At 33.4% G+C, this 18,638-nt stretch carries 13 protein-coding genes; 6 read left to right on the top strand and 7 right to left on the bottom strand.

The features are described from left to right. Window positions 1–21 precede the first annotated feature (21 nt). Window positions 22–621, bottom strand: a complete 600-nt coding sequence (locus P2W65_RS17465; RefSeq protein WP_289659582.1) for a TlpA family protein disulfide reductase — start codon at window positions 619–621, stop codon at window positions 22–24. 490 nt (window positions 622–1,111) lie between these two features. Between P2W65_RS17465 and P2W65_RS17460 the strand changes: the two genes are divergently transcribed. The 5 genes from P2W65_RS17460 (at window position 1,112) to P2W65_RS17440 (ending at window position 8,810) form a co-directional block, all read left to right on the top strand. Beyond that, window positions 1,112–2,170, top strand: coding sequence for an efflux RND transporter periplasmic adaptor subunit (locus P2W65_RS17460; RefSeq protein ID WP_289659579.1), 1,059 nt, complete (start codon window positions 1,112–1,114; stop codon window positions 2,168–2,170). An 87-nt stretch (window positions 2,171–2,257) separates the two neighbouring features. After that, a complete protein-coding gene (locus P2W65_RS17455) occupies window positions 2,258–5,356 on the top strand; it encodes an efflux RND transporter permease subunit (protein ID WP_219071576.1) in 3,099 nt (1,032 codons plus the stop codon). A 64-nt stretch (window positions 5,357–5,420) separates the two neighbouring features. Further along, window positions 5,421–6,731: a TolC family protein gene (locus tag P2W65_RS17450; protein WP_289659576.1), complete on the top strand. Its 1,311-nt coding sequence runs from the start codon at window positions 5,421–5,423 to the stop codon at window positions 6,729–6,731. Window positions 6,732–6,949: 218 nt separating this feature from the next. Next, window positions 6,950–7,813, top strand: coding sequence for a bestrophin family protein (locus P2W65_RS17445; RefSeq protein WP_179004660.1), 864 nt, complete (start codon window positions 6,950–6,952; stop codon window positions 7,811–7,813). A 73-nt stretch (window positions 7,814–7,886) separates the two neighbouring features. Continuing rightward, the gene (locus P2W65_RS17440) at window positions 7,887–8,810 is read left to right on the top strand and encodes an AraC family transcriptional regulator (RefSeq protein WP_179004662.1); all 924 of its coding nucleotides are present in this window, start codon (window positions 7,887–7,889) and stop codon (window positions 8,808–8,810) included. A gap of 93 nt (window positions 8,811–8,903) precedes the next feature. On the opposite strand, the gene P2W65_RS17435 is transcribed toward P2W65_RS17440, so the two are convergent. The 3 genes from P2W65_RS17435 to P2W65_RS17425 form a co-directional block, all read right to left on the bottom strand. Next, window positions 8,904–9,278, bottom strand: coding sequence for a DUF779 domain-containing protein (locus P2W65_RS17435; RefSeq protein ID WP_289659569.1), 375 nt, complete (start codon window positions 9,276–9,278; stop codon window positions 8,904–8,906). Window positions 9,279–9,344: 66 nt separating this feature from the next. Then, on the bottom strand, window positions 9,345–10,379 hold the full coding sequence (gene adhP, locus P2W65_RS17430; protein ID WP_289659567.1) for an alcohol dehydrogenase AdhP: 1,035 nt from the start codon (window positions 10,377–10,379) through the stop codon (window positions 9,345–9,347). Between the two features lie 61 nt (window positions 10,380–10,440). After that, complete coding sequence (locus tag P2W65_RS17425) at window positions 10,441–11,946, bottom strand: aldehyde dehydrogenase family protein (RefSeq protein WP_289659565.1); 1,506 nt, start codon at window positions 11,944–11,946, stop codon at window positions 10,441–10,443. A 275-nt stretch (window positions 11,947–12,221) separates the two neighbouring features. Between P2W65_RS17425 and pheT the strand changes: the two genes are divergently transcribed. Beyond that, a complete protein-coding gene (pheT, locus tag P2W65_RS17420; protein ID WP_289659563.1) occupies window positions 12,222–14,642 on the top strand; it encodes a phenylalanine--tRNA ligase subunit beta in 2,421 nt (806 codons plus the stop codon). A 394-nt stretch (window positions 14,643–15,036) separates the two neighbouring features. Here the strand turns inward: pheT and P2W65_RS17415 are convergent, their stop codons facing one another. From P2W65_RS17415 to P2W65_RS17405, 3 genes are all read right to left on the bottom strand, one after another. Then, window positions 15,037–15,411, bottom strand: a complete 375-nt coding sequence (locus P2W65_RS17415; protein WP_289659561.1) for a hypothetical protein — start codon at window positions 15,409–15,411, stop codon at window positions 15,037–15,039. Between the two features lie 245 nt (window positions 15,412–15,656). After that, window positions 15,657–16,481: an N-acetylmuramidase domain-containing protein gene (locus P2W65_RS17410; RefSeq protein ID WP_289659559.1), complete on the bottom strand. Its 825-nt coding sequence runs from the start codon at window positions 16,479–16,481 to the stop codon at window positions 15,657–15,659. Continuing rightward, on the bottom strand, window positions 16,481–18,634 hold the full coding sequence (locus P2W65_RS17405) for a hypothetical protein (RefSeq protein WP_289659557.1): 2,154 nt from the start codon (window positions 18,632–18,634) through the stop codon (window positions 16,481–16,483). Before P2W65_RS17405 ends, P2W65_RS17410 begins: the two co-directional genes overlap by 1 nt. Between the last annotated feature and the right edge of the window lie 4 nt (window positions 18,635–18,638).

The raw sequence follows: 18,638 nt of genomic DNA, 5'->3' as shown, positions 1-18,638 counted from the left end.
TTTGGATTTTTGGAAATAGATTTATTTAGTACATTTTGGTAACGAACAGCCGTATGCTTTCATGGCGAAAGCGTCAAAAGAAGGATTGTGATTTTTACTTAACAGAGAATCAATTGCCATTTGAGCATAGTTAGTCTTAGCATCTGTACAATATCTAGTCTTATTGTAATTACCACGATAATATAAATTATGCGAAGGATCTAATAGAACTGCCTGAGGCGTAGAAAAGACACCGCAACTCTCAGCAATAGATTCTTCAAAATACACAGGAATTGCAGCGTCAAATTTTTCCTGAATCTCTGCAATGGTAAAACGCTTCTCTTTGTTTAACACCACAATTTTAAAATTGATTCGATTGCCATACGTCTTAATCAAATCTTTTACATGAGGTACATTAAATCGTGAACAAGGACAATCCGGATTAAAGAAATGAATAAAAATAGGTCTTTGATCATAAGGACAGCAAGCTCCTAAGTCTATTTTGGAGCCCATTGCTATAGCTTTATAATTTTGAGGCACTGGCGTTGGAAGACTGTATTTAAACTCATTCTGCCAAAACAAATAACCAATCGCAAGAAGTAATAAGGAAAACCATAGCGTTAGAAGTATTTTTTTCTTCATAAATCATCTTTTATATTAGTTTAAACAATAAAAAAGTAAACAATTGTTAATATTTTACTCAACTATATTCTGTAAAAAACCTAAAAAACAACTTCTAAACCTTAATTTTAACAATAACACGAGTACAATACATCAGTATTATCGCTATAAAGAATAATTTTGTTTAACATACCAATGTTACAAATAAAATCGATAAAGTGCAAAAAAAATCAGACAAAATGCGTAAAAATTAATTTTAAAGTTATTTTGCAGGAGTTACATTTTGTAAAATTCTTCCTAAACTCTTGTAAACCCTAAAAAAATGATTGTTCCTCTTCATTAAAAAATTTAATCTTTAATTAAACCTTTTAATCTCTTTTTAGTCTAATTGCAAACCTTTGTACATACAAATGTTAAATAAAAGCTAACAGCTCCTGAATTCGTGCCAAAAAGTTAAATTTGTGAGCTTACTAAAAACAAAAACCTTTAAATCTATATTCACCTCAATTTTATGAAAGTAAAACACCTCATTTACACCCTTTTAATTATCACAATTGGAGGTTTTATTACCTACAGAATTATATCAAACAAGAGTAAAAACGATGACTCTAAAAAGTTTAATGATAAAAATTCTCCAACAACTGTTAACGGAATCGTAATAAAAACAGCCACTTTTGACAATAATTTATCACTTTCAGGCTCGATAGAAGCGAATGAACAAGTTGAAATTCACAGTGAGGTTTCTGGAATTGTAGAAGGAATATCTTTTAATGAAGGATCATATGTAACAAAAGGACAAGTTCTTTTTAAAGTAAACGACATTGAATTAAGAGCACAGTTAAGACAAGCTGTAACCAAAGAAGGTCTTACAGCAGAAAACGAAAGAAGAGCTAAACTTTTACTTCAAAAGGAAGCTATAAGCCAAGAAGAAGCTGATATCGCAAGAGCTGATCACGCTTCGGCACAGGCGCAAAGTCAGTTAATTAGAGCGCAGATATTTAAAACATCTGTAAGAGCTCCGTTTTCAGGAAAAATTGGATTGCGTAATATTTCTCCTGGAACTTATATCACACCAACTGTTTTAGTGGCAAAATTGGTAAATACGAGCAAACTAAAAATTACTTTTTCTATTCCTGAAAAATATGCATCACAAGTACAATCAGGATCTGTAATTGATTTTACTGTTTCTGGTTCAAATAAAACTTACAATGCTAAAATTTATGCTATAGAACCTGAAGTAGCAGTTGCAACGCGTACACTTCAAATTCGTGCCATAGCAGATAATACAGACGGAAAACTTTTCCCAGGAACTTTTGCTGATATCAAATTGCCTTTAAATACTATTAAAGATGCAATTGTAGTTCCTTCCCAGGCTATCATTCCAATTCAAGACGGTAAAAAAGTATTTATTGCTAATAATGGTCAAGCCAAAGAAGTAATGGTTGACGCTACAACAAGAACGGATTCTTCTATCTTGATTTTGTCAGGATTGAAAGCTGGAGATACTTTAATTACAAGCGGTGTTATGTCATTAAAAAATGAAGCACCAATTAAAGTTAAAGTACAATAATTATGAGTTATGAGTTACAGATCATGAGTAATGAGTTTTAAAATCTCATTAAATCTAAAATCTGAACTCTAAAATCTAAAATCAAACATGAGTTTATCAACTACAAGTATAAAAAGACCCGTTTTAACCATTGTACTGAATTTATTAATTATTCTATTCGGTTTTATTGGTTATACCTTTTTGGGTGTTCGAGAATTCCCTTCTATCGATCCTGCACAGGTATCGATTCGTACCAATTATACGGGTGCGAATTCTGACATTATTGAATCACAGATTACCGAACCTCTTGAAAAAGCAGTAAATGCTATTGATGGAATTCGAAATATAACTTCTTCTAGCAACCAAGGGAGCAGTAACATTACTATCGAGTTTAATCTTGATAAAGACTTAGAAGAAGCTGCAAACGATGTTCGTGACAAGGTTTCGCAAGCGATTAGAAGTTTACCGCAGGATATTGATGCGGCACCCGTTGTATCGAAAGCCGATGCCGATAGTGAAGCTATTATTTCGATGACTGTTCAAAGTGATACGAGAAGTTCGCTAGAATTGAGCGATTATGCTGAAAACGTTATTTCACAGCGATTGGAAACCATTCCGGGTGTGAGCGCCGTGCAAATTTGGGGACAAAAACGTTACGCCATGCGTTTGTGGATTGATCCTGCAAAACTTTCTGCTTACGGATGTACGGTTGCTGATGTACGTACAGCGTTAAATGCACAAAATGTCGAATTGCCATCGGGAAAATTGACTGGAAACAATACGGAATTAACGGTAAAAACCGTTGGAAACCTTTCTAAAGCAGAAGAATTCAATAATATTATTATTCGTACCGATGGAGATAAAATTGTTCGTTTGAGCGATATTGGCGGTGCTGAATTAGGGCCAGAAAACTTAGAAACAAAACTTAGCCAATCTGGACTTCCATTAATTGGTTTAGCTATCGTACCAATGCCAGGAGCAAACTATTTGGATATTTCTGCTGAGTTTTACAAAAAATATGAAGCTTTAAAGAAAGATCTTCCAAAAGATATTAAATTAAATATCGCACTTGATAATACCATTTTCGTAAAGAAATCAGTACTTGAGGTGGCTGAGACTTTAGGAATTTCAATCATCTTGGTTATCATCATTATTTACCTGTTTTTTAGAGACTGGGCAATTGCTTTCAGGCCTTTAATTGATATTCCTGTTTCATTAATTGCCACCTTCTTTATTATGTGGATGTTTGGGTTTTCAATTAATGTACTAACATTATTAGCGATTGTTTTGGCAACTGGTTTGGTTGTAGATGATGGAATTGTTGTAACCGAAAATATCTTCAAAAAAGTCGAAGAAGGAATGTCTCCGATTGAAGCCGCAATTAAAGGTTCAAATGAGATTTTCTATGCCGTAATTTCGATTTCGGTAACTTTGGCAGCGGTATTTTTACCTGTAATTTTCTTAGAAGGTTTCGTCGGTCGCTTATTTAGGGAATTTGGTGTTGTAATTGGCTCTGCTGTTTTAATTTCAGCTTTCGTTTCTCTGACTTTAACGCCAATGCTGAATGCTTATTTAATGAAAGGCGGCGAACAGAAGAAATCTAAATTCTATATCAAAACCGAACCGTTTTTTGAAAAAATGAACAGTAGTTATGCAGAAGCTCTAACAAAGTTCATGGATCGAAAATGGATTAGTTTCCCAATTTTAATAGCTTGTTTTGGATTGATTTATTTGTTCTTTACTATTCTTCCAAAAGAAACAGCACCTTATGACGATCGTAGTTCTGTAACGATGCGTATGACCACTCCCGAAGGATCGTCTTACGAGTATACAGACAAATTCATGCAGGAGATTTCAAGACTGATTGACGACTCTATTCCAGAGAAAAAAGTGAGTCTGGTTATTACTTCGCCTGGATTTAGTTCCAACTCTGTAAACAGCGGATTGGTTAGACTTACGCTAAAAGATGTTGACGAAAGAACAAAATCTCAAAAAGAAATTGCCGACCAGTTAACTAAATGGACAAAAAAATATCCTAATGCCAAAACCTCTGTAACACAACAACCAACAATTGCTGTAAACAGACGTGGAGGTTTACCAATTCAATATATTATTCAGGCTCCCAATTTTGATAAATTGAGAGAAAAAATTCCGTTGTTTATGAATGAAGTAGGAAAAAGCGATGTCTTTTCTACTACAGACGTAAACTTGAAATTTAACAAACCAGAAATCAACGTAACAATTGATCGTGCAAAAGCAGAAAGTTTAGGAATTTCTATTTTAGATATCGCACAGACTTTACAGCTTTCTTTAAGCGGACAGCGTTTTGGTTATTTCATTAAAAACGGAAAACAATATCAGGTAATCGGGCAATTTGACCAAAAAGACAGATCTAAACCTTTGGACTTGACCTCGATGTTTGTTAAAAATAAAAACGGCCAATTGATTCAAATGGATAACGTTGTAAAAGTTTACGAACAGAGTAATCCTCCGCAGTTGTATCATAATAACCGCTATATGTCAGCTACCGTTTCTGCTGGTTTAGCACCTGGAAAAAGTTTAGGAGAAGGAATTAAAGAAATGGATCGAATTAAAGCCAAGGTTCTAGACGAAAGTTTTACAACTGATTTAGCCGGAGAATCACGAGATTTCGTAGAGAGTAGCTCAAACACTTCTTTCGCTTTTGGATTGGCATTATTATTAATCTTCTTGATTCTTGCGGCACAATTTGAAAGTTTCATTGATCCGTTTATTATTATCCTTACTGTTCCAATGGCGGTTGCAGGAGCTTTATTCTCGTTATGGTTATTCAATCAAACTTGGAATATTTTCAGCCAGATTGGTACTGTAATGTTAATTGGTCTAGTAACTAAAAATGGTATTTTGATTGTGGAATTTGCCAATCAGTTGCGAGAGCAGGGAAAACCGAAATTAGAAGCTATTTTAGAAGCTTCAGAAGCGCGTTTACGTCCAATTTTAATGACCAGTTTAGCAATTGCTTTAGGAGCACTTCCAATCGCAATGTCACTTGGAGCTGCGTCAACCAGTAGAATTGGTATGGGAGTTGTAATTGTTGGAGGAACTATATTTTCATTAGCCTTAACGCTTTTTGTAATTCCTGCCATTTATTTAATGTGGTCTCGAGCTAGAAAACACTATCCTGAGTTTGACCATATCGATGAATACGAAAGAGAAAGTATTAAATAAAACCAAAAAATCACGAATTTTACTTTACCAAAAATTCGTGATTTTTCGGTAAAAGAAATTAAAAATGAATATCAAAAAAATATACTGCACTTTAATAATTCTGTTTGCCTGTATTATTCAGACAAATGCGCAGGAAATCTTGACTATTGAACAGGCTATGACAATAGCTTTGGAAAATAATTTTGAAATTAAAATCGCAAAGAATAATTCTAGAATAAGCGAAACAAACGTAACTATTGGTAATGCTGGAATGCTTCCTACCGCTACAGCTTCAATTGTTGACAATAATAACCTTACGAATTCTACACAAGTTCGTCAAGATGGTACATCGACTACCTTAAACAATGCTAAAAACAATAGTTTAAACTATGGAGTTAGTTTAGGATGGACTGTATTTGATGGTATGAAGATGTTTGCCAAATTGGATCAATTGAAAGAACTTCAAAAATTAGGCGATGCCGAGCTTAAAAGAACTATTTTAGTTAAAATTGGTCAGGTAAACTCAGCTTATTATGATCTCGTGCAGCAACAACATCAGTTAGCTGCTTTAGATACTACAATCGTGATTTCTAACCAAAGATTAACATTAGCTAAAAACAGATTCAGCATTGGAAAAGCTTCCAAATTAGAAGTTTTAAATGCACAAGTTGATTTAAATTCAGATCAAGTTGCCATGTTGAGACAAAAGGAATCTTACGCTAATGCTAAAATTTTATTGAACCAATATCTGGCGCGCGATCCAAAAATTGACTTCAAAGTTACAGATGAAGTAAATGTAGACAATAAACTTGTTTTAGCAGATTTAATGGAATTGGCGCAAAAACAAAACCCCGCATTAGAATCGCAGATTATCAATAAACGTATTGCAGAACTGCAATTAAAACAAGTTAAAGCAGACCGTTATCCTCTTTTAAGATTAACTACCGGTTACAATTTTGCGGAAAGTCAGTCGAGTTTAGGTTTTACCAGCGAAAACTCATCAAGAGGTTTAAACTACGGATTTAATGCTTCAATGAATATTTTTGATGGTTTCAATCAGCACAGAAATGAAAAAGTAGCCAAAATGCAGATTGAAAATACGCAGATTGCTATCGAACAACAAGGCATGATTCTGAACACACAATTAAGCACTGCATTTCAGACTTACCTAACCAATCTAGAGCTAATTGATTTAGAAGAAGATAATGAAGCTATTGCGAGACAAAATCTAGAAATTACGTTGGATAAATTCAAAATCGGAACCATTACAACTATCGATTTTAGAACAGCTCAATTGAATTATGTTAATGCAAAAGTGCGTTATAGTAATGCACAGTATGAAGCCAAATTATCTGAAATTGCACTAAAAGAACTAGCAGGAACTATTAATTTTTAATTCTTATTTAAAATATATTATCTGTTGATCTGCCAAATCTGCGAGCTAAAATTTACTCTCGCAGATTTAGCAGATCAGCAGATTTTTTTTATACATACCAGAAAATTTGATAGCTTTAAATTTTACCAAAAAACAATACTTTTTTGAGTTAAAATATTTTTTCCTTTTTATAAAAATGAGATATTTTTTAAGCTAAATTTGTTTCAAAACAAACTTAAATGATAACATACAATACCAAAGACTGGTTTACTTTTATTTTTCATTTTCATAAATCTGATACAGTTAGAAAACTGTTTCCGATTATGATTGCTATTGGAATTTACGCCGCTATTGTTGGTTATCTCGAAGTCGAATATTTTAAAGTAACTAAAAACGATTATATCCACAATATTCCAATTATGCACGGAATGCTTGGTTTTGTAATTTCTCTTTTGCTTGTTTTTAGAACCAATACCGCTTATGACCGCTGGTGGGAAGGCCGTAAACTTTGGGGCGGATTAGTAAACAACAGCCGTAATTTTGCGATCAAACTTTCTGCAATTTTAAAAGATGAAAATGACAGAAAGTTTTTTAAAAAATACATTCCGATGTATGCTGATATTTTACACAAACATTTAAAAGATGAAGATACCAGTAAACAACTCTTTGAAGATGTAGAGTTAGAAATCGACCAGCACAAACACAAGCCAAATCAGTTAAAAAGAATCATGTATCATAAAATTAATGATTTGTACGATGCAGGGAAAATTTCTGGCGATCAACTAATTACCTTGAATGATGAATTGGTTGCTTTTACCGATATCTGTGGCGCTTGTGAACGTATCAAAAACACACCTATTCCCTACTCTTACAGTGCCTTTATAAAAAAATTCATTTTCTTTTATACCATGACACTGCCGTTTGGTTACTCTGTTAGCTTAGGTTATCTAGTTGCTCCAGTTGTTGTTTTTATATTTTATGTATTGGCGAGTTTAGAGTTGATTGCTGAAGAAATTGAAGATCCTTTTGGTGACGATGAAAATGATTTACCAACTAAAAAAATCTCAGAAAACATCAAAAAACATGTAGAAGAATTGATTTAATAAAACGTTAAATCTACCTGTTTATTTACTTATTTTCATTAAATTTAGAGTCTTCACCAAAAATTAAATTTCAATGAACAACCAACGATTTTTAGTCAATCCTCTTCAATTATCACAAGAAAAATCGTTAAAGACTCTTGTTGAAAATAGAACTATTTACAATCTTAGTCATTGTGAATTGAATTTGTTTGAAACCTACGAATCGACTAAAATGGTTCCGTTAAAATTTAATGATTTGGTTGTGACCAGCATGCTTCGCGGAAAGAAAGTTATGCATCTTTTTGACGATCCTGAATTTGAATATCTGCCGGGCGAAACGGTAATTGTCCCATCGAATGTAGAAATGAAAATTGATTTTCCTGAAGCTTCTAAAAACAATCCGACACAATGTCTGGCTTTAGCTATTGATCAAGCAAAAATCGCTGAAATATTAAACTTCTTAAACGAACAATATCCAAAAGAAGGAAACAATATGTTCTGGCAGTTAAATTATCAGAATTATTTCTTTTACAATAACGTCGAAATGGCAGCTACAATCAATAAATTAATCAAAGAATGCATGAGCACTTCGATTACAAAAGACATTCTAGCTGATTTGACTTTAAAAGAATTATTGATCCGAATTATTCAGACCCAAACTGTAAAATCTTTGGACGAAGGAAAATTTCATGAAACTAATAATCCAATCACAGAAGTCACAGAATACATCAAGCAGAACTTGAAGGAAAACATGAATTTGAAAACTTTAAGCGAGAAAGCCTGCATGAGCACTACTTCTTTCTATCGCTTTTTCAAACGCGAACTCGGAATGAGTCCTATTGAATATATTTTGAGTGAAAAAATAAAATGCGCTAAAAATCTTTTAAAAAATCCAACATTGCAAATCAACGAAGTCTGTTATTTAGCAGGATTTGAAGATGCAAATTACTTCATTAGATTATTCAAAAAACACGAAGGAATTACACCGAAACAGTATCAGTTACTTTATATTAATTGAAGATGCTAAGGTTCTGAGATACTAAGATGCTAAGTTTTTTTTAGAAGCTAAGATTCTAAGTTTTTCAAACTTGAAACTTGAAACAAAAAAATACTACTCAATCCTAAAAACTGGTTCTAAATCCTTTTCTTCTTCTGATGTAAAAATTCTATACTCTATTTGAAATGTTTTCTTTAATGGTGTTTCTAAAGAAAAACCGCCTACACCAAAAGCATCAATTACTGTTAAAGTAAAATGAGCATGTTTCCAGTATTCGAATAAATCCTTGTCTACCCAAAATTCGACGTCTTCAACTGTACCAATACAAACGTCTCCGGTACGCTGATAATAACCTCCTTTTTCAAAACATTGTGGCTGCGTGCCTTCACAACATCCTCCTGCTTGATAAAACATCAAATCTCCGTGTTTTTCCTTAAGGATATTGATTAACTCAACTGCTTTTTCTGTGGCATCAATACGTTTAATCATAACTTTCTAAATTTAAAAAAAGCAGCAAACTTTTTTAAGGTTTACTGCTTTAACATAACCAACTATTTAAGAACTTGCGATATCCAGAACAATTCTTCCTTCAATCTGTCCTTTTTTCATTTTATCAAAAACGGTATTTACCTCTTCCAATTTAGAAGTTGTTACGGTTGCTTTAACCTTTCCGTCAGCAGCAAATTCGATGGCTTCTTTCATGTCTTTACGAGTTCCAACAATTGAACCCCTAATCGTAATTCTATTCAAAACCGTATCAAAAATAGACAAATCAAAATTCCCTGGAGGAAGTCCGTTTAATGCCATTGTACCTTTTCTTCTCAATGTTTCAAGCCCTTGTTTGAAAGCAATTGGAGAAACTGCGGTAATCAACGCCCCATGCATTCCACCAACTTCTTTCTTTAAGAATTCTCCAGGATTTTGATTTTTCGCATTCACAACCAAATCGGCACCTAGTTTTTTTGCCAGTTCCAATTTATCGTCTCCAATATCAATTGCAGCCACGTTCATTCCCATCGCTTTCGCGTATTGTACTGCAACGTGACCTAAACCTCCAATCCCAGAAATCGCCACCCATTCGCCAGGTTTAACCTCAGTTTCTTTTAATCCTTTGTAAACAGTAACACCAGCACATAAAATCGGAGCCATTTCGATAAAGTTTACATTCGAAGGTAAAATCCCAACATATCTGGCATCTGCAATAACAAATTCTGCAAATCCCCCATCTACGCTGTAACCTCCATTTTGCTGACTTTCACATAAGGTTTCCCAGCCTGTAATGCAATGATCACAGCCACCGCACGCGCTGTAAAGCCAAGGCACGCCAACGGCATCACCTTCTTTTACGTTTTTAACATCCTGTCCCACTGCGGCAACATAACCAACAGCTTCGTGTCCCGGAATTAATGGCATTTTAGGTTTAACCGGCCAGTCTCCTTCAACGGCATGTAAATCGGTATGGCAAACACCGCTTGCAATTACTTTTACAAGAATTTCATTTCTGCCTGGGCGTTTTACTTCGACCTCTTCGATTTTTAAAAGAGATCCAAATTCTCTGACGACCGCGGCTTTCATTGTTTTTGGAAGCATAATTCTATGGTTTTACGAGAATAGAAAATCTATCGAAATTCTATTCTCTGGTTTATATTCTTTAGAAGAAACCTAATTTCTTTTTATCATAAGAAATCAGCATGTTTTTAGTTTGACGGTATTGATTCAACATCATTTTATGGTTTTCACGACCAATTCCAGATTGTTTGTAGCCACCAAAAGGCGCTCCTGCAGGATAAGAATGATATTGATTAATCCAGACACGACCAGACTGAATTGCTCTTGGCACCTGATAAATTTCATGTGCATCACGCGTCCAAACTCCAGCTCCTAAACCATACATGGTATCGTTTGCAATTTCTATGGCTTCTTCTGTAGTTTTAAAAGTCGTAACCGCCAAAACAGGCCCGAAAATCTCTTCCTGAAAAATTCGCATTTTGTTGTGCCCTTTAAATAAAGTTGGCTTAATGTAGTAACCGCCTTCTAATTCTCCTCCTAGTTTATTTTCATCTCCTCCAGTCAGTAATTCAGCGCCTTCTTCTTTTCCTAATTTGATATAAGACATGATTTTTTCTTTCTGAACAATCGAAGTTTGAGCACCAATCATAGTCGATTTATCCAACGGATTTCCAGCTACAATTGCTTCTGTTCTTTCTATTACTTTTGCAATAAACTTGTCGTAAATATCTTCATGAATCAATAATCTGGAAGGACAAGTACAGATTTCTCCTTGATTAAGTGCAAATAAAACCGCTCCTTCAACTGCTTTATCAAAGAAATCATCATCGTGATCTGCAACAGAAGGGAAGAAAATATTTGGAGATTTTCCGCCTAATTCTAAAGTCACAGGAATAATGTTTTCAGTCGCATACTGCATTACCAAACGTCCTGTAGTAGTTGAACCTGTAAATGCTGCTTTAGATACTTTTTTATTGGTTACTAACGGACGCCCTAATTCGGCACCAAAACCATTTACAATGTTTAGAACTCCCGAAGGAAGAATATCTCCAATTAATTCCATTAAAACCATAATCGAAATTGGTGTGCTTTCTGCTGGTTTTAAAACAATTGTGTTTCCTGCAGCAAGTGCTGGAGCAATTTTCCAAACTGCCATTAAGATTGGAAAATTCCACGGAATAATCTGCGCTACAACACCTAACGGTTCACTTAATGCGATGGAAACTGTCTGCGAATCCAATTCTGCAATTGAGCTTTCTTCAGCACGAATTACGCCTGCAAAATATCTAAAGTGATCAATTGCCAATGGAATATCTGCAGCTAAAGTTTCACGAATAGGTTTTCCGTTATCAATAGTTTCAACCGTTGCTATGTACTCTAAATTGTCTTCAATTTTTTGAGCAATCTTATTTAATAAAATGCTTCTTTCGGTTACAGAAGTTTTTCCCCAGGTTTTAAATGCTTCATAAGCTGTATCAACAGCCAGTTCTAAATCTTCTTTACCGGAATGTGCCGCTTTTGTAAATACTTTTCCATCAATTGGAGAAAGTACATCAAAATATTCTCCTTTGATTGGTGCGACAAATTTTCCACCAATATAATTATCGTATTTTGCCTTAAATTCAGGTCTTTTTGCTGTGGTACTCATAAGATATTCTTTTTTGATTTAATCCAAATTTAGTCTCATAAAAAGAAACAGAATAGCACTAATCATTCATCTTATAGCACAAAAATTACACATTCGATTTTTTAAAGCTTTTATAATATTTAATTAATAAAATTTTAGCAGTCAAATTATCAAAAACTCAGTATTAGGTATTTTTTTACAGATAAAAATCAACAAGAAAAAACCAAATATTTTTTTCTTACTCCACGACGCAATCCTTATATTTGTAACCTTGATTTAAGAATAAAAAAGTTACAATGAAAATATCTTACAACTGGTTAAAACAATTTATTAAAACAGATTGGACATCTGAACAGACTTCAGAATTACTTACAGATCTTGGTTTGGAAGTTGAAGTTGTCGAAAAATACCAATCGATAAAAGGAGGATTAGAAGGAGTTGTGGTTGGACATGTTCTGACTTGCGAAAAACATCCTGATGCCGATAGATTGAAAGTTACTACAGTAAATGTTGGTTTAGAAGCCCCTATACAAATTGTTTGCGGTGCTGCTAACGTTGCTGCGGGACAAAAAGTACCAGTTGCCACAATCGGAACAATATTATACGATAAAGACGGTGTGGAATTTACCATTAAAAAAGGTAAAATCCGCGGACAAGAAAGCCACGGAATGATCTGTGCGGAAGATGAATTAGGATTAGGTTCAAGCCATGACGGAATCATGGTTTTGGCTGAGGATTTAGTTCCTGGAACTCCTGCTTCTGAAGTATTTAAAATTGCCAATGACGAAGTATTCGAAATCGGATTGACACCTAACCGCGCCGATGCGATGAGTCATTATGGAACTGCGCGTGATTTAAGAGCTGGAATGTTACAACGTGGTGTAAATATCGAATTGATTACACCTTCTGTAAGCAATTTTAGAGTAGACATGCGTACACTTAAAATTGATGTGAATGTTGAAGACAATCATTTAGCGCCAAGATATTGTGGTGTAACGATTTCTGGCATCTCTGTTCATGAATCTCCAAGCTGGTTACAAGATCGTTTAAAAGCTATTGGTTTAACTCCAAAAAATAATATCGTTGACGTTACTAATTATGTATTACATGAATTAGGACAACCTTTACATGCTTTTGATGCTGCAAAAATCAACGGAAAAATTATTGTAAAAACAGTTGAAGAAGGGACTAAATTTGTTACCCTTGACGATGTAGAAAGAACACTTCATAAAGAAGATTTAATGATCTGCGACGAAAAAGGCCCACTTTGTATTGCCGGAGTTTTTGGAGGTAAAAAATCTGGTGTTTCAGAAGGAACAACAACTATTTTCTTAGAAAGTGCTTATTTCGATCCAGTAAGCATTCGTAAAACTGCAAAAAGACACCAATTAAGCACAGATGCTTCTTTTAGATTTGAAAGAGGAATTGATCCAACTATTACAGAATATGCTTTGAAACGTGCCGCGCTTTTAATTCAAGAAGTCGCGGGTGGAAAAATCACTTCTGATGTTGTAGAGGTTTATCCTAAAAAAGTAGAAGATTTTTCTGTTTTATTGAATTTCAGCCATGTATCTAAAATTATTGGTCAAGAAATTTCAAAAGATACCATCAAAAAGATTTTAGTTTCTTTAGATATTAAAGTAAATAGTGTATCTGATTCTGGTTTAGGCTTAACTATTCCTGCTTATCGTGTAGATGTACAGCGTGAAATTGACGTAATTGAAGAAATTCTTAGAGTTTACGGTTATAACAATATTAATTTCTCTAAGAAATTCAATGCGACTGTAGCAAATTCACCAAGAACAGAAGACTATAAAGTTCAAAATACTATTGCTTCTCAGTTGAATTCTCAAGGATTTCACGAAATGATGGCCAATTCATTGACAACGGCGGCTTATGCAAAATTATCGACTTCATTAAAAGAAGAACATAATGTTTCTATGTTGAATCCATTAAGCAGTGATTTGGCAACTTTACGCCAGTCATTATTGTTTTCTGGACTAGAAGCGGTTTCTTATAACATTAATAGAAAAAACTCGGATTTAAAGTTATTTGAATTCGGAAAAACGTATCATAAATACTTAAACGGATTTGAAGAACACAAACATCTTTCTTTATTAATTTCCGGAAACAGAAATAAAGAGACCTGGACAAGTCCACAGAAAACAACTGATTTCTTCTTATTGAAAGGATTTGTCAAAGCGATTTTATCTCGTTTAGGAATTGAGAAGATTTCAAATGCTCCAGTTCAGTCTGATATTTTTTCTGAAGGAACTGCGATTACATATAATAATGATATTTTAGTTGAAATGGGAGTTGTTAAAAAGCCTATTTTAAAACATTTCGGTATCAAACAAGATGTTTATTATGCAGATTTTAACTGGGATTTGGTTTTAAAAATCATTACAGGAAAAATTAAGTACACTGAAATTCCAAAGTATCCTGAAGTTCGTAGAGATTTAGCTTTGTTAATTGATGAAAGCACGACTTACGAAAGCATTTTCAACCTGGCAAAACAAACAGAAAAAACACTTTTAAAAGATGTTAATCTGTTCGATGTTTATCAAGGCAATAAATTACCAGAAGGAAAGAAATCTTATGCTTTAAGTTTTACAATTCAGGACAACAGCAAAACGTTAACGGATTCTCAAATCGATAAAATCATGTCTAAATTACAGCAGACATTCGAAACTGAGCTTGGTGCTAGTTTGAGATAGTAGTTTTTTGTTTCAGGTTTAAAGTTTCAGGTTTACTATTCTTTGAACATAGTTTTACCGCAAAGAACGCTAAGATTTACGCAAAGGTTCGCAAAGTTTTTATTTATAAAGCTTTGCGAACCTTTTTTTATGTTTTCATTAAAAGTTTACATAAAAACATTCTTATTGCTATACTTTTAGTGTAGTTTTACCGCAAAGAGCGCAAAGATTTTTCGCAAAGGTTCGCAAAGTTTAAGCTTAAAAATTTAGCTCGCAAAGTCGCTAAGACGCAAAGTTTTTTTATTCAATAAGCTTTGCGAACTTTTTCTTCGTTCTGTTAACCTTTACATAGAAAAAAAACTTGCGTTCTTTGCGGTAAAAAATACACGCTTAGCAAAACTTGAAACAAAACATTTCAACTAATCAAATAACAATTCCAGATATGATCGCCTAGTTTTTGAATTCCGGTTCCTAGATTTTCGGTTTCTAATTTGGCACTGGAATTATCGTCAAAAATCATTTCCAGAAATAGTTTACCGTTCTCTTCACAGATATTCCATTTTCCATATTCTTTTGTAGAAGATTGATTTGGCAGATAAAGTCCGCCTCCTGAAACACTTCTGAAAGATTCCCGGATGTAGATTGCACTAAAATCTGAATACAGATAAATTTGGTATTTTTCTTCTTCGTACCAGCCACCGCCAGAGTAATCGCGGTCGCTTTTTGCTTTCTCTAATTTCAAAACTTTATTGGATAAAGAATTGATCATTTGATTCACTAAATAACTCATAGGTTTTTGTTTTTTTTTCTTTCTTTCAGGTTTCAAGTTTTAGGTTGCTGTACTTTGAGTATAGTTTTACCGCAAAGAGCGCAAAGAATTTTCGCAAAGGTTCGCAAAGTTTTTATTCACAAAGCTTTGCGAACTTTTTCTACGCTCTCTTAACATTTACATAGAAAAAAACCTTGCGCTCTTTGCGGTAAAAAAAAATTATGTTCATAGTAAAACATGAAACTTCAAACCTGAAACACTTTTATTTATCTTGAATATTTATGATAGGCTTTCATCAGCTTCTCGTCATATTTATTGGTTTTATAGGCTGGGCCATTGTATTTTAAAGCAAATGATGCCCAGTTTTTGTTTCTTAGAAGTGTGATTAAATTGTTTTTCTCTAAGAATAATCCAAAAGCTTTTAAATGTTCTCCTTCGTTTTGATTCATTTTTTCTACAAATTCATCTATGCTATTATAACCAATAGCAACTGCATTAAATCCCATAATTTGAAACAATCCCCAAGAAGCAGAACTATTTGCTGAATCAATGATTTTTTTGTCTTGCGCAAGATTTCTTGCTTTTTCAAGACGAGCATATTCAGCCGTTCCTCCTACATAATACTTCTTTGTATAATTTTCAAATAAAATATCCTGATTACTTGAGTTCATATAGGATCTTGGGTTTATTCCTCTTTTTTCGAGTTCTCTCCAGAAAATATGACCTTCAAACAAAATCTTTGGTCGACCGTCAATCAAAAAGCTTTTTCCATTGCTTTCTACTTCGTTTACCGCTTTTACCACTGCAAGCTCCAAATTAAATTGATTAGAGAAATTGATTAAATCCTGTTCAGAAAGCAATTTAGAATTAGAAGAAAAACCGTTTTTGCTTTTCTCTAAAAGTGACGACCATGTTTTTAGTCCGACTACACCATCTACAACCAGATTATTTTTAAACTGGAAATCCCTGATTGCTTTATCTGTCGCTGTTCCGAAATAATCAGAAACGATAACATTGTATTTTAATTTAGCTAAAAGTTCATTTAAATAATAAACTTCCGGAGACTTTGCTCCTACTTTTACTGTTCTCATTATTTTTTATTTATGGTTATGATTGATGTTTTTGAGAAATCGAAAACATCATTTTTTGCTGCGATTAGATTGTCGTTTTTGTCAAAATAATTGACTTTGTATGAAATCAAAGTAGTATTGCTTGCTGTATTCTTAACAATAAAATTGAACAATATAGGGGTCGAAAATTCAGATTTTAGTCGTTCTACTGCAAATTTACTTCCTGTTTCCTGAACTGTTAATTCAACTGTGATCCTGTTTGTTGTTGCAGTCTGGCTTTTAATCTGAACCTGAATATATCTGTTGTATGCAGTTGACTGTGAAACTACCTGACTAAACTCTGAGCTGATATTTTCTATATTTTCAAAATCAAAAAAAACATTTTTAAGTTCGCCAAAAGCAGTTGGATTGATTGCTGAAAAATCGAGAAGCTTAGTATCGTTGCTTATAAGTTGCGGATAATTTTTAAAAAAGATGCTGTTTAAATATGTTGCATTCTGATTATAAACCAACAATATTGAATTAAGTTTACAGTTTGAAATAGACTGGTTGTTAATCTGGATTTTCTTTTCGGCATTATCAATCAAGACTTCCAGAATTTCGCCAATAGTCTGTTCTATATTTAATTCGATGATGCTGGAATCTTTTATTTCCTTGTGTTTAAAGTTGATATTAGCATACTGCGTAATGGTATTGTTTAAAGCATTAATCATAATACTTGCTTCCGATAAATTTTCGGTCGAAAGATTAAATAGAAAGTGTTTTCCATCAGTCGAAATATCAGATTGCTGTAAAAAGTAATTTCCACTTACTTCGTATTCAGCCGAAATATCATTAGGAAACAAGAACTGCACTTTATCAAAATAATCTGCTGAATCTCCGTCAATAAAATTGTTCTGAAGCAAAGCAATTTTCAATTTTGCTAAATCAAAATCAGAAAGATTCGGGCCAATAGCAAATTGAAAACTGATTTTTGAAATTTCTTCCGACATTGCTGTTCCTTCTTCATAAGCATGAAAAATAGTCGAAATACAAGGTTTCATGGTATTTAAATCTTTAGATAAACTATAGACTTTTGAAATCAGTAAAAAGGTATTCGGCTGCACCATCGATTTATAAATAGAAAGTTTACTAAAATTAAATCCAGGAACAAAAATCTGTTTGAATTGCGAAAAGTCTTCATTTAGATTAAAAGGAATATTGACAAATCCGCCTCCAATAGTTTTATACAAACTCGTTGTTGGATTTGTTCCAATCGGATAATTTAAAGTTTTATTGATTTTAAGCAGAAAAGTACTTTTAACATATTCTTCCTGAACATCTGCTTTAATACTATTTTCACGCTGTATTTCTGAAATAGCCGTCTTTGGAGCTAACGTTGTTGCTAAATTAGCCTTCACCATTAACGGACTACTAATAATCGTTGTTTTAGACTGTATTGTTGTTTTAGGAGAAGCTGAATCTTTTTTGAGAATGGTTCCGCTTTTTAAAATTGAAATATCCCTAGCAAACAGAAAATTTCTTTTGATTTTAGAATATCCTTTAAAATCAAAAAAAAGATCAATATTGCATTTTAAATCATTTAGATTTGAAACTAAATTTAGGAACGCAATTTTTACAGCTTCATCAATCAAATCAAACTGAATTTCCTGCGTCGCTGTATTGACGATTCCGTTTACCTTTACAAAATCACGATTTACTTTTAGGTTTAAAACCGCTTCTTTTAGACTTAAAGCAATACTTTTTTGATTAACTTGTAATGATTTGTCTTTCAATAAATACCTTATAGTAACTTTACCTAAAAGTCCTCCTTTATTTCCCGACTTGTCTGGTACATTTTCATAGTAAAAAACGGTTCCGTTATTAGGTTCAATTTCAACATGCGGAAAGAATAGTGTAATATCATTTTTAAAATAATCTTTAAAGGAATCATCTTCTGTAATTGCTTTATCACCTTCTATAAGCGGAAAATAATTCTCAATAAAAGGAAGCGTCACAATGATAGGTTTAATATCAATAGAATGAATTATAGGATGTTCTATCACCTTAAACTCCGTTTCTTTTTTCAAATTAACCGCTGTAAAAGCGGTGCTTGGTTTGGCGGGCTCAAGATTAAATCGGTTTATGGGAACCAATTTAGTTCCGTCGAGCTTAAATGTATTTAAATCTGGCATAACG

The sequence above is a fragment of the Flavobacterium panacagri genome (genome assembly GCF_030378165.1).
GTDB lineage: Bacteria > Bacteroidota > Bacteroidia > Flavobacteriales > Flavobacteriaceae > Flavobacterium > Flavobacterium panacagri.
The sequence above is the reverse complement of the archived record's forward strand: the minus strand, read 5'-3'. Positions and strand labels throughout refer to the sequence as shown.

What these genes read in the sequence shown, in the direction of transcription:
- P2W65_RS17445 (WP_179004660.1), top strand. Translation starts at nt 6,950, where the DNA reads ATGATAACATACAATACCAAAGACTGGTTTACTTTTATTTTTCATTTT.
- P2W65_RS17425 (WP_289659565.1), bottom strand. Translation starts at nt 11,946, where the DNA reads ATGAGTACCACAGCAAAAAGACCTGAATTTAAGGCAAAATACGATAAT.
- P2W65_RS17460 (WP_289659579.1), top strand. Translation starts at nt 1,112, where the DNA reads ATGAAAGTAAAACACCTCATTTACACCCTTTTAATTATCACAATTGGA.
- P2W65_RS17450 (WP_289659576.1), top strand. Translation starts at nt 5,421, where the DNA reads ATGAATATCAAAAAAATATACTGCACTTTAATAATTCTGTTTGCCTGT.
- P2W65_RS17410 (WP_289659559.1), bottom strand. Translation starts at nt 16,481, where the DNA reads ATGAGAACAGTAAAAGTAGGAGCAAAGTCTCCGGAAGTTTATTATTTA.
- P2W65_RS17440 (WP_179004662.1), top strand. Translation starts at nt 7,887, where the DNA reads ATGAACAACCAACGATTTTTAGTCAATCCTCTTCAATTATCACAAGAA.
- P2W65_RS17405 (WP_289659557.1), bottom strand. Translation starts at nt 18,634, where the DNA reads ATGCCAGATTTAAATACATTTAAGCTCGACGGAACTAAATTGGTTCCC.
- P2W65_RS17455 (WP_219071576.1), top strand. Translation starts at nt 2,258, where the DNA reads ATGAGTTTATCAACTACAAGTATAAAAAGACCCGTTTTAACCATTGTA.
- pheT (WP_289659563.1), top strand. Translation starts at nt 12,222, where the DNA reads ATGAAAATATCTTACAACTGGTTAAAACAATTTATTAAAACAGATTGG.
- adhP (WP_289659567.1), bottom strand. Translation starts at nt 10,379, where the DNA reads ATGCTTCCAAAAACAATGAAAGCCGCGGTCGTCAGAGAATTTGGATCT.
- P2W65_RS17465 (WP_289659582.1), bottom strand. Translation starts at nt 621, where the DNA reads ATGAAGAAAAAAATACTTCTAACGCTATGGTTTTCCTTATTACTTCTT.
- P2W65_RS17415 (WP_289659561.1), bottom strand. Translation starts at nt 15,411, where the DNA reads ATGAGTTATTTAGTGAATCAAATGATCAATTCTTTATCCAATAAAGTT.
- P2W65_RS17435 (WP_289659569.1), bottom strand. Translation starts at nt 9,278, where the DNA reads ATGATTAAACGTATTGATGCCACAGAAAAAGCAGTTGAGTTAATCAAT.